Raw genomic sequence first — 16,087 nt, 5'->3', positions numbered from 1 at the left:
ATGAAAATTGCTCTTTATGCAGGTTCCTTCGATCCTTTTACGAATGGTCATCTTGATGTTTTAAAAGGCAGTTTCATTCTGGCCGATAAGGTGATTGTGGCTATAGGTATGCAAGCTCAGAAAGAACCACTTTTTAGTTTTGAAGAGCGTATTGATTTAATTACTCAGGTGGGAAGAGAGCTGTTAAACGTAGGTCCTGATCGGTTACAAGTTATTTCATTTGACACTCTTTTGATCGATAAAGCGCGTGAGATTGGTGCTTCATTTTTTATTCGTGGGTTACGTGATGGCACCGACCTTGATTATGAAATGCAAATGGCTGGAATGAGTGGCATTATGGCTCCTGAATTGCAAACTGTTTTTTTGCCAGCGAGTATTTCTGGGCGTGCGATAACTTCTACATTGGTAAAACAAATCGCTTCTATGGGAGGTGATGTAACACCTTTTGTCCCTGAAAATATTGCTAGAGCTTTGCGTTTAAAATTTCAATCATTCAAGAGAATGATGGAGAATGATAATGTATTTTAGAATTTTTTCTGTTTTGATATGTATTTTTTGTTTCTTATCATTTAATGCTGTCGCTCATGATTCTCATAGTGTTGATGTTTCTGATATTCTTGTTCTATCTCTCAAAAATGGTGAAGTGGTTATTCGTCTCCGTCCTGATTTAGCACCAAAACATGTTGCGCAAATCAAGAAGCTAACAAAAGAAGGTGCTTATAACAATGTTGTATTTCACCGTGTTATTCCAGGTTTTATGGCTCAGACTGGTGATGTGAAGTTTGGAAAAAAGGACAGTGCAGATTTTAATCTTAAACGCGTTGGTACGGGTGGTTCTCATTATCTTAATATCCCGGCGGAGTTTTCAAAGCAGCCATTCAAGCGTGGTACCGTTGGGATGGCACGTTCACAAGATATAGATTCCGCTAATTCACAATTCTTCATTTGTTTTGATGATGCTGCTTTTTTAAATGGTCAATATACCGTTGTTGGAGAGGTTATAAAAGGAATGGATGTTGTTGATAAAATTAAAAAAGGCACAACAAATAATAATGGATCTGTAACAAATCCTGATGTTATTAATGCTGCCACTTTGCAAGTTGATAGATAAAACAAAGGAGTTGTTGCATGAGTGAGATGAAAGATTTAGAGAATACCTTAATTCTTGAAACAACAAAAGGTAGAGTTGTTATTGCACTTTTGGCTGATTTAGCGCCTAGTCACGTTGCACGTATTAAAGAGCTCGTGTGTGAAGGTGCTTATGATAATGTTGTTTTTCATCGTGTTATTGAGGGTTTTATGGCTCAAACTGGCGATGTGCAATTTGGAAAAAAGGACAGTGAAGAATTTAATTTATCACGTGTGGGGATGGGTGGTTCAAAAAAACCTAATTTGGCCTCAGAGTTTTCAAATCTTCCTCATCAGCGTGGTACAGTTTCTATGGCACGTAATCAGGATCCACATTCTGCTAATTCACAATTTTTTATTTGTTTTGCGGATGCTCCTTGGCTTGATCGTCAATATTCTGTATGGGGGCGGGTTATTGATGGAATGGAAAATGTCGATCAAATTAAACGTGGTGAGCCTGTTATAGATCCTGATATTATCATTAAAGCTACAATTGCTGCTGATACAGAATAGTATCATTGTATTCATTATAACTTTAAGATCACCAAGTGGTGATTTTTCCATTTAGTTGTTATCTTGAATGTGATGACAATCGATTATTGCGGCTTTAATTTATAAAAGGGGTTGGCTGCTATATACTAGTTTTACTTTAGGATTTGTCGCCTTCGGGAATAATAGGCTCTTATAACATGTTATTTGCACATTATTGGCAAATGAAACATTTATCAATAAAATAGAAAGCATGTGTTTCAAGGTTGCTATTTACGAAAGACTATTTATTTGCAATTTTATATGATCAGCTCGTCTAACAATGCGAAAAATTATAAGATTCATCGCTTTTTATAGATATTTTGTATTTTACTGAAATTTAGTTTCCTATTTTATATCAGTATGATTTGAAAAAATTATCAAGCGTAACATTTGCATTGTGTGCATTGTAATTTGTTCGTTTGAATGAGAGGATTATTTTTCTTTATCTTTAAGCTATTCAGCTGTAGCAAGTACTTTACAAGACAATTATTTTTCTATTTGGTGAGGAATGAATTGCACTTTGCATCTATTATTTCGTTCAGATTTTACAATGTCCTTCACAAGGAGAACAATGCGGTTAAAAGTTATCATCTTTCTTGAAAGAAAGATGAGAGGGTATTTTCATATCTATGCTTTTTTGAAGATTTTTAATGACGGAAAGCTCAATTTTAATGATATAAAATAGTTGGAGTATAGTTATTAAGATATTCTATTGAAGTTCGTTATGAGGTGTCTTTTTGTATATGTTTTTCTCTCGTATTGAATCATAGTAGTTTAGATGTGAAAGCAGAAATATGCATTTTTTGCTTGTAAATCAAATGATAAATCTGACTACTATTGGTTTGTATCTTACTAAGAGTTACTGAATGGATTTGGGCTGTTACCATTCCATATTTAGATATAAAACTTTATCTATTAAATAGTAACATACTGATTTATAACGATGTTTCATATTTCATATGTTTCATAAAAGCTTTAAATATCGTATAATTTTTTCTCTTCTTTTTTATAATGCGTCAATCAAAATCATTTTCCTATATTTTATAAGTGAGGGGGCGTATGAAAAAGATTGCTTGAGAAAGACGTAAATATGCTTCTTATGAACCCTCTCAATGCAAGCGCTATTGGTAAATAATATCAGGAGTTGGTAAATATGCTGCTGATGGCGGCTTTTTATTTCCTAGATAGAATATGCTTTAGGCTCAACTTTAATGTTGAGAGATTTTTTCTAATCAATATAAATTTTTTATTGGGAAAGAAAATGTGCCAGAAAAGTTATTACTGAAAAGCAGTTTTACAATTGTTTGAAATTTGGTGAGTAAGCACAGATATCTTGAGAAGTCATCAGATACGTTCAATGTTTTTTTATGAAGTGAGATTATCATTTTGCCTGTGGTTATTGCTTTGTAACAAAACTTTATTTCTCTCATTTAATTTTTTTATGCTAGTGACAATATTGAGTGAGTCGAAAAACAATCCATAAATTTTGTAATGAATCGAGCAAGAGGGAGCTATTCTTTTTACTGCAAGATGAGTTTATGGAAGCGAAAAGACAAGAGTGATGATAAAAACATTTCATTATAGGAAAATCGCCCAAGATGGTTATGCGCGTCGTGGCGAAATTATAACGGGTCGTGGGTGTATTCGTACACCTGCATTTATGCCAGTTGGGACGGCAGGAACCGTTAAAGCTATGTATATGGATCAGATACGTGCTCTTGGAGCGGATATCATTTTAGGCAATACTTATCATTTAATGTTGCGTCCAGGAGCGGAGCGTGTCGCACGTTTAGGGGGCTTACATGAATTTTCACGCTGGTTTGGACCTATTTTAACAGATTCTGGTGGATTTCAGGTTATGTCGCTTGCGGGAATCCGTAAAATTACAGAGCAAGGTGTTCTTTTTCGTTCTTATGTTAATGGCGCGTATTATGAAATGAGTCCAGAGCGTTCTATTGAAATTCAAGAGCTTCTTAATGCTGATATCCAAATGCAGTTGGATCAATGTATAGCATTACCTGCAAGTGAAAAAGAAATGGAAGCAGCTATGGAACTCTCATTACGATGGGCACAACGTTGTAAGACAGCTTTTGGTAATCAACCAGGCAAAGCAATGTTTGGGATTGTTCAGGGTGGTGATAATATGAAATTACGTGAATATTCCGCCAAAGCGTTAAAAGAGATGGATTTGAAAGGCTATGCTATTGGAGGACTTGCTGTTGGTGAACCGCAGAATACAATGATAGCTGTGTTGGAGGCTACTTGTCCAATTTTGCCAGAGGACAAGCCACGTTATCTTATGGGGGTCGGAACACCTGATGATATTTTGAAAAGTGTTGCTCGCGGTATTGATATGTTTGACTGTGTTATGCCAACCCGTGCGGGGCGTCATGGTTTAGCTTTTACGCGCTTTGGAAGAATTAATTTGCGTAATGCACGTTATGCAGAGGATCCAAATCCTCTTGATCCACAGTCACTTTGTCCTGCTGCATCTGATTATAGTTGTGCTTATTTGCATCATTTGATCAAATCTGGCGAATCTCTTGGTGGTATGTTGTTAACTTGGAATAATCTTTTTTATTATCAACAGCTTATGCAAGGAATTCGTGACGCTATTGAAGAAGGGTGTTATGCTGATTTTTGTGCAGAAACGCATGCTTTATGGACACAAGGACGCTAACGTAGGAATACCATAAGACACAGAAACCCTTTTTATGTTGCTTAATTTATTTGTATCAGAAGTTTTTATCTAAAGATAAACCTACTTCTCAAGAAACATAAAATCGCACTACTCTACAAGATGAATCCGCAGTTTTATGGCGTTAGGCTTTCTACAATTAATAACATTTACAGAAACTATTACTCCGGTACGCGCTACCTGATCCGGAGAAAAACAGTTTGTTTCTGTTTCTAATGACTGTTTAGACTAACAATGTTAATGAGGGGTTAGCGAATCCTTAAGGAAGTATGAAAATTGCATTTTTATAAGATGTTTTGTGTTTTTTATCGGGTTAAATAATGAAGTTTCAACAAAAGTTATTGATATGACTCATTCGTGTATGGAATTATCAAGGTGTTTCATTGTTGAGTTAAAAAGTTTTTAGAGTTTAATGATGGTATAAAGGGCCTCTATGAATGTTCTGAAATTGATTAGGTCCGCATTGGAGGTTTAGAAAATGAAAATGGTGAGTATTTAAATGTGCTGGATTTATGTTGTTCTGACAACGAGGTATGTATAGTTGATGTTCTATTTAAGTTACAGAATATTGTAGATTCTATGTAGTTAAAAGGTTTTCTTTATAATTATCTATTTAAGGATAAAACATCTCATGATTATTATATCATTTCCAATGAACTATTATGTTTTTTAGGAAGTTGAAGATTCTGATTTCATTATATAGATGTTTTCGTTGGAAAGTCTTAGGTGGAGATATAAGAAGATTATACGTTCATTTATGCATATTATAGTATTCGCGATTAAAGTTTTGCTCTATAGAAATGATAATAATGAAAAATTCACATAGAGAAAATTTTTTTGTATCAGAGATTAATTCTAAAACACGGCGTTTGACAATTTTAGCTTTTGCTGTGGGAAGTTTTGCTATTGGAACCGCTGAATTTGTTGCAATGGGATTGCAGCCGGAGATGGCACAGAGTTCTTATGTTGATATTCCTACAGCGGGTCAATACATTTCTGCTTATGCATTGGGTGTTGTGATTGGAGCACCTCTTTTAGCAGTTGGGACGGCTAAGTTGTCGCGTAAGGCTGTTTTGATAGGGTTGATGTTTTTTTATGCACTGGCGAATATTGCGAGCGCCTTTTTTTCTGATTTTGGCATATTAGTGATATTGCGGTTTATTAGTGGTCTTCCACATGGTATCTATTTTGGTCTTGCAACTCTGGTGGCAGCTTCAATGGTGGAAATGAATGAACGTTCCAAAGCTGTTGGTTGTGTTATGCTTGGTCTAACAATTGCAACGGTTTTGGGGGCACCAAGCGCAACTTGGATTGGTCAGCTTATTGGTTGGCAAAGTGCTTTTATTCTTGTAGGGATTATCGCTTTATTGTGTTGTTTGCTCATTTGGAAGTTCTTACCTTCTGTTTCAAATACTTTAATAACAAGTCCTCTGCGCGAATTAGGGGTATTAAAAAAAAAGCAAGTCTGGCTCCTCTTCGTGATGGTTTCTGTTGGCGCGTCAGGATTATTTTCTGTTTTTACTTATATTAAATCAACATTAATGCATATTTCTGGTGTTTCACTTGATTTTGTACCCTTTATTATGCCGTTGGTTGGGCTAGGAATGATCGTGGGTAATATTGGGGGACCTAAATTGGCAGTTAAATTTGGTACTTCGCCGGTGATATTTTTTGCTATGCTTTGGAGTGCATTTGTTTTTTTTCTTTTTTTCTTTTTATCCTACACTCCATTAACAGCAGCATTAGGATGTTTCCTTGTGGGGACTTCTTTTGCAGCGATGCCTTCTATACAAACAAAAATTATGGATGTTGCTCTTCACGGACAGATTTTAGCAGGAGCGTTAATGCAGTCCGCGTTTAATATTGCTAATGCCCTTGGAGCAGAATCTGGAGCGTGGATTTTAAAATTAGGTTACAGTTATGAATATACTTCTCTTTTAGGAGGTGTTTTAGCTTTATGTGGCGTCTTGATTTTTTGCTTTTCATGGTATGGGGAAAAGCGCGATTAATAATCTTTCTTTATCTTATTGAGAGAGGAAATATTTTTGTTTATTTCGTTGTTTCATTGTCTGTTGGGTTTTTATATATATTGTAAGAAATACGAAGAGCAAATGGAATACCAAGACAAAATAAGAGACTGATGAGTGCTACAAGAAGGGTTTTTGCAGCTAAAATCATTCCTACTATTCCTCCAGGGTTAAAGAGACCAGAAAGATTGGTAATTATCCCTGCGAGTATTGCACTTAATGCAGCTGAAAAAAGTTGTACAGAGGTAAGAGATTCACTGGCACGTAGAGCGTCTTCATCTTTTGCACATTGTAAGATCCGTGTTAATAAATGCGGCCATGCTATGCCAGCGCTCATACCGATAGTAAATAAGGATAAACAAATAATAAGAATATATCTAGGTGCGGAAACTTCGGTCGGAATAAGCCACAGAAGAATGCTTATGCCTAGTAGATTTAATATGGGGGAATATATAATGATTCTGCGAATTTTTTTTGCGGATACACCAGCACTTGATAGGGCACCACATGTCCAACCAAGGCTCATGAGTGCTGCCATATAGCCAGCAATGAATGGAGATTGTCCATGCAGTTTTTGCAGAAAAAGTGGAAAATAAAGCTCTATACTATACACTACGATAGTCATAATAAGAATCAATGTGTAAACAGGAAAAAGCTCAGAAGAGAAGGAAAAAGAGTTGCGCGGTAGCATGGGATGAAGCGTAGATGATTCAATTTTTGCTAGAACAAGGAGAAGACTGAGTCCAATAATCAGTCCACAAATTTTTGCAATCGTAGCATCCATATCTCCTCCATAGGAAATGATAAAAATCATCAAGACAAGTGTAAAAAGCTGAGGGAGAGGAAATGGGGAGGCTGGAACATAGTTTTTATTTTCTTTTGGTAAAACTTTTAGAGCTATGAGTGAGAAGATTATTGCAAATGAACCAATGATCCAAAAAGATGCTCTCCATACACCATATTGTACAGAAATACCACCAATAGCTGGGCCTAATAAGGTTGATATTCCCCACATTCCTGAGATAATACTCAATGCATGTGACCATACAGATGGTGTGAAAACAATACGTACCATGGAATAGGAGAGGGATAGCAAAGAACCGCTTCCAAATCCTTGAATGAAGCGTCCTATTAAAAATAATGGCATAGTGGAGGAAAGGCTGCATATGAAAGTGCCAATGGTAAAGACCAATCCAGAGATAACATAAGCTTTACGAGGCCCTATTTTCGTTAATATTTTTGTTGCAAGTGAAGTACCAAGGAGAGATGCTGTAATAAAAACAGTCGCTACCCAAGAATAATACAGTTCACTGCCAATATCATTTATAAGAGAGGGTAAAATAGTAACAACAATATAAACGTTTGTTGCGTGCAACATGACACCGCCTGTAAACGTTAAAAAGAGAATACCACTTTTGCCCAATAAAAGCGCAGACCAGCTTTCTTTTGTCACTATTTTTGCTTTTTAATAAAATTCAGCCTTTTCTATTTATAAGGCAATTATTTGAATTTGCCAAGAAAAGATTCAAAGCTCTTTTTTACAGAGCTTTGAAAATTAAATTATACTTTAATTGTCCATTGCTTTTTTGAGATTTTCATTAATTTTATCGAGAAAACCTGTTGTAGAAAGCCATTTTTGTTGAGGTCCAATTAAAAGAGCGAGATCTTTTGTCATAAAACCGGATTCAACGGTTTTAATACTAACTTCTTCCAATGTTGTGGCAAAGTTCTTTAATGCTTCATTGTTATCGAGTTTAGCACGGTGCGCGAGTCCACGTGTCCATGCAAAAATAGATGCAATGGAATTTGTTGATGTTTCTTCATTTTTTTGATGTTGACGGTAATGGCGCGTTACTGTCCCATGAGCGGCTTCTGCCTCAACAATTTTACCGTCTGGTGTCATAAGAACAGAAGTCATAAGACCAAGGGAACCAAATCCTTGAGCAACGATATCAGACTGGACATCACCATCATAGTTTTTACATGCCCAAACGTATCCACCTGACCATTTAAGTGCAGAGGCAACCATGTCATCGATGAGACGATGTTCATAATGTAATTGACGACTTTCAAATTCAGCTTTAAATTCTGTATCAAATATTTCTTGAAAGATGTCTTTAAAACGACCATCGTAAGCTTTTAAAATAGTATTTTTTGTTGAAAGATAGACAGGAAGATTTCGTTGTAACCCATAATTAAAAGATGCCCGTGCAAAATCGCGAATCGATTCATCAAGATTATACATAGCCATAGCAATCCCTGCGCTTGGAGCGTCAAAAACATCATGTTCTATAACTTGATTATCATCGCCAACAAATTTGATACTTAATTTTCCTTTTCCAGGAAATGTAAAATCGGTTGCTTTATATTGATCACCAAAAGCATGACGTCCGATAATAATTGGTTTTGTCCAGTTAGGAACAAGGCGTGGAACATTTTTGCAGATAATAGGTTCACGAAAAATAACGCCTCCTAAAATATTGCGAATTGTTCCATTGGGCGATTTCCACATTTTTTTTAGATTAAATTCTTTAACACGTGATTCATCAGGGGTGATGGTTGCACATTTTATGCCGACCCCATATTTTTTGATAGCATGAGCTGAATCGATAGTTACTTGATCATTCGTTGCATCTCGATTTTCGACGGAAAGATCGTAATATTTAATATCAATGTCGAGATAGGGATAAATCAGTTTGTCTTTGATATATTTCCAGATAATACGGGTCATTTCATCCCCATCGATTTCAACAACGGGGCTTTCTACTTTGATCTTTGCCATTGGAAGTCCTTTTTTATTTTGAGTGATATCATTTTATAACACTTTCAGACTTATGATGAAAAGCAAAAACAAGAATGATAGAGGTTCATACAAATGGAATGCTTAATGGGATCTATCATTACAGACTATAAAATTTTATTGAGAAATCGGTTCATTAAAAGAAGCTGATATTTTTCCAAGGCATAATTATTGTATATTTAAGAAAAAGCTTCTCTCAATTAAGGGGTAAATATTTATAAAGAGTATTGAGTTTATTTATTTTTTTAAATATTTTATTTAACTGATTGATAAGTTGATATTATTTTTATTAACAGTTATGTTTTTTGAGATTTTGTGTTGCACAAAGCTATCGATGAATAAGACGACAAATCCTTCTATTGACATTTCAGCTTCAAAATTGTGGCTTATTTGTTTAGAAAAAGATCCAATATGATAAAGATCTATCATAAAACATAATGCTCTATGAACAGATTTTTTGTTAATCTTTTAGGACATCCTAAAAATTTGTAGCAAGGATAAAGTGTATTAAGCAGCAGCTTCTTTGATTAATACCACTTATAATTTTGTAGAAACATATTGTTGCGCTTTTTTCTGTTCAAAACAGCTTATAGGATGTCACGATATTCCCTTAAAGAGAATGTTGTTATACCAGCAATCTTGATGCAGATGATTTTGTAAAAATAACAAAGATTTTCTAAAATAAGAGATGAATACAAGTTTATATTGGGACTTAATGAATGTGAAGAGGTACGAAAAGCTTTCAAAGTTTTGATTTTTTAAAAGTGAAAATCTATAGCGCATCTAGTATAGCAAGAAACACTTCACAAAGAGGTTCTTATTTGTGACAATTATAGAGAAAAATCAAAAAATTTTTCTAGAATCACAATGAATATTTGTCTTTCTAAAAGGATTTGTTCAGATGCTTATACCTTTTGATGAAATTTGATACAAACTTTGCATTGATCATTCTGCGCATTTATTAGACATTATGGGTATCTATTAGATATGACTAAATAGATATATTATAGTGTTTTTCTCTTCTGTTAAGACTGGTAAAAGATCTCTGCCCGTTGGAATGGAAGAAAAGATCATAGAGTTATACGATTTAGATCAAGAGATAGCAGTTAATTTAAGAAGGAAAGCTGATGCTTTCTGCAAGAATTTCACCATAAAATCTTCTGATCCATTGAGTTATGAAATTGTTGGTATGTTTGCTGTAAACTTAAAGTGTCTCTCACAACAGGAGTTAGGAGAATTAAAAACCAGAGAAAATTAATAAAAAAGAATACATTTTGGAAAAGAAAGTTTGAAAATCCTATTCCCACATCTTTATTTTACTATCCCGCACCCTGAAAAAAGATTAATAAAATCAACATATTACGCACAATAAAAAGAAGTATGGTACGCCCAAGGGGAATCGAACCCCTGTTTCCGCCGTGAAAGGGCGGCGTCCTAACCGCTAGACGATGGGCGCGAACCAATGATGAGGCTTATAGAGAGGATCTTTTTACTTCGCAAGCCCTCTCGTTCATTTTTTTGAAAAAAACGCATTTTATCGAATTATTTTTGAATATGTTTTCTCATTTTTGTTGAGATTATTTTATTTTCTACAGTTGTATGCAAGAAAATGAGAGAGAATAGTTGTTATGGATGATAGAAAGTTTTGATGATGAACATCATCATAATTTCAGCGATATTATTTAAATAATAGGAAGGAATGACTAAAACAGCATTTTAATATTATGTTTTTTTATATCATTTTACTTATTATTGTAGGAGAGTGCACAATGTTTTACTTACTCAGGGATATTGTACGAAAGAGAGTAAAAGGTTCTTTTCTAAAATTATGAGCTGCTACAGAACAGTTCTTTGCGATATAAAGGTAAATTTTTGTTGATAAGTTCATAAATGATACGAATCATGAGAAAATGATCTCTTATAGGAAGTAGATTTATTTCATAAAATAACGAGAAAATATATATCAATAAATGCAAAAACGCTAATTTAAAATATAATAATAATAGGAATTAAGCATTATTTTTATTGTATTCTCTTCATAGATGAATAAAAATTTAAAAATAAATACCATCATTTTTATAATTGTTTTAAATATTATTTTAGAATTTTTTATATATAAATTATTAATTTATATATAAGAGTATTTCTTTATATAAATAATATTTACTTATAATATATTTATATTATTATGAATTAAATATTTATACTATGATTTAATTTATAAGATAGTCGTAAAATATGTGGTATTATATTGTGTTATACTTAATTATGTCCTTTCTTTTTCTTCATCATATGAAGGAATGTCATTTGTTTTGTTGTTTATTCAATAATTGTTGAATTTAATCCATTATTTTATGTATGCTTCGTCATGTCTTTAGATGGTTATTCAGTACTCTTTAGAGTTTTTATTCTTCTTGTTTTATTGATCAAGATTTCTTTTATGAGGTAAATTTTTGTTTTGGGTAAGTAAAAGTATCCTTTTATGTTATTTCTTATGATAATTTGTATCGGTAAATTCTAAAATTTTCTATTGGGAGTGTCTATGAAGAGTTGAATTTATGTATAAAGCATTTTTCAACCTCGTGATAAGGATAGGTTTCTCTATTGGAAGTGAATGAGTTGTATTTTTTATATGGGGAAAAACCTGCTAAGCTTATGATATATTGCATTGTTTATGAAGGCCAATATTCCCCGTGCTTGTAAAAATAATGTTTTTTATGTTGCTATTTTTTGCAAGATGTATAAAAGGTGCGCAGTTTTAAGGGGGGGCATTGTTCATGAAGGATTTTTATCATCTGTAAATGTGTTGTTTTTCACGACTCTTAAGATTCTTAACTTTTGAAAATATGAATATTCGTATTCTTTATAAATTTTATTGAATAAGTGTTCATGGCTTTATTAGGGGAGGAATTGAGTTGAATAGAGTGAGGGGCTTCTTTATAAATTGTACTATTGTAATAAGCATTGTTTGTGTTGACTTGCGCAGCATGTGGCACATTATTTCAATAAAGGTAAGCAATTAGATAATGGCAGAAGCTTTGAAAGTTGGTATTGCGGGGCTAGGTACCGTTGGTACTTCAGTTGTTCGGATTTTGCGTGAAAAAGCCGATTACTTGGCTTGCCAATGTGGACGATCGATTGAAATTGTTGCTGTGAGTGCGCGTGATAAGGTTCGTAATCGTGGCATTGATTTAAGCGATGTAAAGTGGTTTGATACACCTGTGGAGATGGCTGCTGCTGGGGAAATCGACGTTTTTGTTGAATTAATTGGTGGCGAACTAGATGTCGTGCATAAAGCTGTTGAGAAGGCTCTTGAAGTAGGGCATCATGTTGTTACTGCCAATAAGGCACTTCTTGCTCGACATGGAGTAACCCTTGCTATTAGTGCGGAGAAAAAAGGTGTTTTTCTCAATTTTGAAGCTGCTGTTGCTGGAGGAATTCCTGTTGTTAAAGCAATGAGAGAATCTCTCTCCAGTAATTATATATCGAAAATTTACGGCATTCTAAATGGAACCTGTAACTATATATTAACACGTATGTTTACTGAAGGTCTTTCATTTAAAGACTGTTTGGCCGATGCACAAAAGCTTGGTTATGCAGAAACTGATCCAACTTTTGACATTGATGGAAATGATACCGCTCATAAATTGGCTTTATTGACAAGTTTGGCATTTGGAACAGAAACTTCGTTAGATGACGTCTATGTTGAAGGAATTAGCAATATCTCACAGATTGATATCAGAGCGGCTGATGAATTGGGTTATCGGATTAAGCTTTTAGGGGTTGCATTAAAAACTGATTCTGGAATCGAACAACGTGTTCATCCAACGATGGTACCAACCTCATCAATGATTGCACAGATCCACGGAGTAACGAATGCACTTTCTATTCAAAGTGATTTATTAGGTGAATTACTGTTTTCTGGTCCTGGTGCTGGAGGAACGGCAACAGCATCAGCGGTTATTGGTGATTTAGTGGACATAGCAAAAGCACCTTCCAGTTTTCAGTATGCACCTGTTTTTGGAAGCCCAGCATTGGAGCTTTCTCCTCATAAAAAAGCACGTATTTCTCATCATGCAGGTGGTTATTTTATTCGTTTAAATGTTCATGATCGCGCTGGTGTTTTTGCAACAGTTGCAAGACATATGGCTGATCATCATATTTCATTAGAGTCGATTGTTCAAAGACCTTTTGTAGAAAGTCAGGCTGTAAAAACAATCATTTTGATAACACATGAAACAACAGAAGCAAATGTACGGCAAGCACTTGCTGAAATTGAAAAAGATAGGCATCTTGTTGCAAAATCTCAATTTATTCGTATTGAACGTATGACATAGAATTAATAATTTGTTTATAATAGGACATAAAGAAGCTTGAGTATTTTCTCTTGTGGAAAGTTTTCATCTTTTCCAAAAGCTTTCTTCTTAATACTTAGAAATAAATGTTAGTGTATTTTGCTAATGTTTATTCAGTAGGATTTTTCATATGCCCACAACTCAAAAGATTTTAAATGGACTTGATCGTATTTTAACGCTTGAATTAGCGCGTGTAACTGAACGTGCTGCTGTTGCAGCTGCACGCTGGCGTGGACGTGGTGATGAAAAGGCTGCTGATCAAGCTGCTGTAGATGCAATGCGTCAAGAACTAAATCAGTTATCTATTGATGGTACAGTGGTGATAGGTGAAGGTGAACGCGATGAAGCGCCTATGCTTTATATTGGAGAAAAGGTAGGTCTTCAAAATGGATTGGCGATTGATATTGCACTTGATCCACTGGAGGGAACGACAATTTGTGCTAAAAATCTTGCTAATTCTTTGGCTGTCATTGCAATTGCTGAAAAAGGTAATTTACTTTATGCACCTGATGTTTATATGAAAAAAATTGCTATTGGTCCTGGTTATCCAAAGGGGGTTGTTGATATAGATGCTTCTCCTGCTGATAATATTCACGCTCTTGCAAAGGCTAAGGGAGTGGTTGCTAATCAGATTACTGTTTGTATTATGGATCGTCCTCGTCACGAAAAATTGATTCATGAAGTGCGAAAAACTGGGGCATCAATTCGTTTAATTGGTGATGGAGATGTTGCTGGCGTTATTGATACAACAAATCCAAATGAAACGGGTGTTGATATCTACATGGGAATTGGTGGAGCACCAGAAGGCGTATTAGCAGCTGCCGCTTTGCGTTGTATAGGGGGGCAGATGCAGGGGCGTTTACAGCTTGACACAGAAGAGAAAATTGCGCGTGCAGCCAAAATGGGGATCAATGATCCCAATAAAGCTTATACAATGGAAGAAATGGCAAAGGGTGATGTTTTATTTTCTGCAACAGGTGTGACGGATGGTAACATGCTTTCTGGTGTTAAGTTTACTTCTCGTTATATTCAAACGGAAACTCTCGTGATGCGTTCTCGTACTGGTACAATTCGTAATATTAAAGCACAACATCGAGATCATTCCAAATTTGATTAATGTTTTTCTGTGGTTCTTAAAAGATAAAGAATATCACCTCTGAGGAATGCGCTTCCATAAAAGTTTAAAAGATATGTTTATGGAAGCGCTCATTTAGAGATATCTTTTTACGAAAGATGAACAGAATGCACCCAACCATTTTTATCTTCTATATTCCCTTTTTGAAGATCAACCAGTTGTGTGCGAAGTTTTTTTGTAAGCTCACCAATCATTTCATTTCCAATAACAAATTCTCCATCTTTGTATTTAAAGCGACCGATTGCTGTGATAACGGCCGCTGTACCGCAAGCAAAGACTTCTTTAAGGTGACCACTTCGTGCATCTTCTTTGAGTGATTCAAAAGAGTAAGAACGTTCTTCTACTGTTAAACCTATTTGTTGGGCCAATTGTAAAATTGAGTGACGTGTTATTCCTGGAAGAATAGTGCCATTAAGTGCAGGCGTTACAAGTGTATTATTTTCCATAACAAAGCAAACATTCATGCCGCCGAGTTCTTCAATCCATTTATGTTCGACCATATCAAGAAAGAGCACTTGGTTACAGTTATGTTGTATCGCACTTTTTTGTGCGAGCAAGCTTGCTGCATAGTTACCGCCACATTTGGCAGCACCTGTACCTCCTGGACCAGCACGGCTATAATCTTTTTCAATCCATACACTGACAGGTTTTTCTTCTTCTTTGAAATATGATCCAACAGGAGATGCTATGATACAGAAAATATATTTTTCAGAAGGGCGAACTCCCAAAAAGCTTTCATTGCTAAACATGAATGGGCGTATATAGAGGCTCGCATTCGGAAGATCAGAAACCCATTTTTGATCAATTTTTACCAACTGATGAATGGCATCTAAAAAGATGTCCTTTGGCAATTCCGGCATGGCTAATCGCTTTGCTGATTCTATAAAACGTTGTGCATTGGCATCAGGGCGGAATAACAAAATGCGTCTATCTTTTGTGCGATATGCTTTTAGACCTTCAAAAATCTCTTGCGCATAATGTAGAACAGTACTTGCTGGGTCAATCTCTAACGGTTTGTATTGAGAGATAATAGCGTTATGCCAACCTTTCTCCTTAGTCCATTGGATGGTACACATATGATCTGTGAAAAATTGACCAAAACCAGGATTTTTTAGAATTTCTTCACGATTTTTATCTGACAGGGGTGATGGGTGTTTTTCTATTTTAAACGGAAGTGGTGAGGCGAGAGATTTCATAAGTAAAACCTTTTGGGATATGCTTTATTTTTATGTGCTTTTTATCATAAAAAAACACCAAAATGTTTTCATAGCAACTTTATTATTAGAAAATCATTTGTGTCAATGTCTTAATTATAGGATTAGAAGAAAAGATTTTTGAAAGATATTTTGTTGCTATTTGTATGCCTCTTCTTCTCAATTTTATTCAATAATCTGGAACTTTTATACATATTTG

General features: G+C 34.9%; 11 protein-coding genes and 1 tRNA gene. 8 read left to right on the top strand and 4 right to left on the bottom strand.

Annotated elements, in window-relative coordinates; all coding sequences use genetic code 11:
- The 5 genes from coaD to ABID39_RS03025 all read left to right on the top strand — a co-directional run bounded on the left by coaD (window position 1) and on the right by ABID39_RS03025 (window position 6,366).
- Complete coding sequence (gene coaD / locus ABID39_RS03045; protein ID WP_354185919.1) at window positions 1-528, top strand: pantetheine-phosphate adenylyltransferase; 528 nt, start codon at window positions 1-3, stop codon at window positions 526-528.
- Window positions 518-1,111: a peptidylprolyl isomerase gene (locus ABID39_RS03040; RefSeq protein WP_354185917.1), complete on the top strand. Its 594-nt coding sequence runs from the start codon at window positions 518-520 to the stop codon at window positions 1,109-1,111. Before coaD ends, ABID39_RS03040 begins: the two co-directional genes overlap by 11 nt.
- A gap of 17 nt (window positions 1,112-1,128) precedes the next feature.
- Window positions 1,129-1,641, top strand: a complete 513-nt coding sequence (locus ABID39_RS03035; protein ID WP_354185915.1) for a peptidylprolyl isomerase — start codon at window positions 1,129-1,131, stop codon at window positions 1,639-1,641.
- Window positions 1,642-3,220: 1,579 nt separating this feature from the next.
- Entirely contained in the window at window positions 3,221-4,339 is a 1,119-nt protein-coding gene (gene tgt / locus ABID39_RS03030; protein ID WP_354185913.1) for a tRNA guanosine(34) transglycosylase Tgt, read from the top strand.
- A gap of 818 nt (window positions 4,340-5,157) precedes the next feature.
- The gene (locus ABID39_RS03025) at window positions 5,158-6,366 is read left to right on the top strand and encodes an MFS transporter (RefSeq protein WP_354185911.1); all 1,209 of its coding nucleotides are present in this window, start codon (window positions 5,158-5,160) and stop codon (window positions 6,364-6,366) included.
- 40 nt (window positions 6,367-6,406) lie between these two features.
- Here ABID39_RS03025 and ABID39_RS03020 read toward each other — a convergent pair whose 3' ends face one another.
- Together ABID39_RS03020 and ABID39_RS03015 are read right to left on the bottom strand one after the other, a co-directional pair.
- Complete coding sequence (locus tag ABID39_RS03020) at window positions 6,407-7,837, bottom strand: MFS transporter (RefSeq protein WP_354185909.1); 1,431 nt, start codon at window positions 7,835-7,837, stop codon at window positions 6,407-6,409.
- Between the two features lie 114 nt (window positions 7,838-7,951).
- Complete coding sequence (locus ABID39_RS03015; RefSeq protein WP_354185907.1) at window positions 7,952-9,166, bottom strand: NADP-dependent isocitrate dehydrogenase; 1,215 nt, start codon at window positions 9,164-9,166, stop codon at window positions 7,952-7,954.
- Window positions 9,167-10,193: 1,027 nt separating this feature from the next.
- On the opposite strand from ABID39_RS03015, the gene ABID39_RS03010 reads away from it, so the two are divergent.
- The gene (locus tag ABID39_RS03010) at window positions 10,194-10,442 is read left to right on the top strand and encodes a hypothetical protein (RefSeq protein ID WP_354185905.1); all 249 of its coding nucleotides are present in this window, start codon (window positions 10,194-10,196) and stop codon (window positions 10,440-10,442) included.
- A gap of 123 nt (window positions 10,443-10,565) precedes the next feature.
- Here the strand turns inward: ABID39_RS03010 and ABID39_RS03005 are convergent.
- Window positions 10,566-10,640, bottom strand: a tRNA-Glu gene (locus tag ABID39_RS03005).
- A 1,570-nt stretch (window positions 10,641-12,210) separates the two neighbouring features.
- On the opposite strand from ABID39_RS03005, the gene ABID39_RS03000 reads away from it, so the two are divergent.
- A complete protein-coding gene (locus ABID39_RS03000; protein WP_354185903.1) occupies window positions 12,211-13,521 on the top strand; it encodes a homoserine dehydrogenase in 1,311 nt (436 codons plus the stop codon).
- 148 nt (window positions 13,522-13,669) lie between these two features.
- A complete protein-coding gene (glpX, locus tag ABID39_RS02995; protein WP_354185901.1) occupies window positions 13,670-14,656 on the top strand; it encodes a class II fructose-bisphosphatase in 987 nt (328 codons plus the stop codon).
- 107 nt (window positions 14,657-14,763) lie between these two features.
- Here the strand turns inward: glpX and ABID39_RS02990 are convergent, their stop codons facing one another.
- Window positions 14,764-15,870 (bottom strand): branched-chain amino acid aminotransferase, encoded by a 1,107-nt coding sequence (locus ABID39_RS02990; protein ID WP_354185899.1) that lies wholly within the window; start codon window positions 15,868-15,870, stop codon window positions 14,764-14,766.
- Window positions 15,871-16,087 lie beyond the last annotated feature (217 nt).

Source organism: Bartonella japonica, assembly GCF_040545385.1.
Lineage (GTDB): Bacteria > Pseudomonadota > Alphaproteobacteria > Rhizobiales > Rhizobiaceae > Bartonella > Bartonella japonica.
This window is presented reverse-complemented; position numbering and strand designations above follow the sequence as displayed.

What these genes read in the sequence shown, in the direction of transcription:
- coaD (WP_354185919.1), top strand. Translation starts at nt 1, where the DNA reads ATGAAAATTGCTCTTTATGCAGGTTCCTTCGATCCTTTTACGAATGGT.
- ABID39_RS02990 (WP_354185899.1), bottom strand. Translation starts at nt 15,870, where the DNA reads ATGAAATCTCTCGCCTCACCACTTCCGTTTAAAATAGAAAAACACCCA.
- tgt (WP_354185913.1), top strand. Translation starts at nt 3,221, where the DNA reads ATGATAAAAACATTTCATTATAGGAAAATCGCCCAAGATGGTTATGCG.
- ABID39_RS03015 (WP_354185907.1), bottom strand. Translation starts at nt 9,166, where the DNA reads ATGGCAAAGATCAAAGTAGAAAGCCCCGTTGTTGAAATCGATGGGGAT.
- ABID39_RS03035 (WP_354185915.1), top strand. Translation starts at nt 1,129, where the DNA reads ATGAGTGAGATGAAAGATTTAGAGAATACCTTAATTCTTGAAACAACA.
- ABID39_RS03025 (WP_354185911.1), top strand. Translation starts at nt 5,158, where the DNA reads ATGATAATAATGAAAAATTCACATAGAGAAAATTTTTTTGTATCAGAG.
- ABID39_RS03000 (WP_354185903.1), top strand. Translation starts at nt 12,211, where the DNA reads ATGGCAGAAGCTTTGAAAGTTGGTATTGCGGGGCTAGGTACCGTTGGT.
- glpX (WP_354185901.1), top strand. Translation starts at nt 13,670, where the DNA reads ATGCCCACAACTCAAAAGATTTTAAATGGACTTGATCGTATTTTAACG.
- ABID39_RS03040 (WP_354185917.1), top strand. Translation starts at nt 518, where the DNA reads ATGTATTTTAGAATTTTTTCTGTTTTGATATGTATTTTTTGTTTCTTA.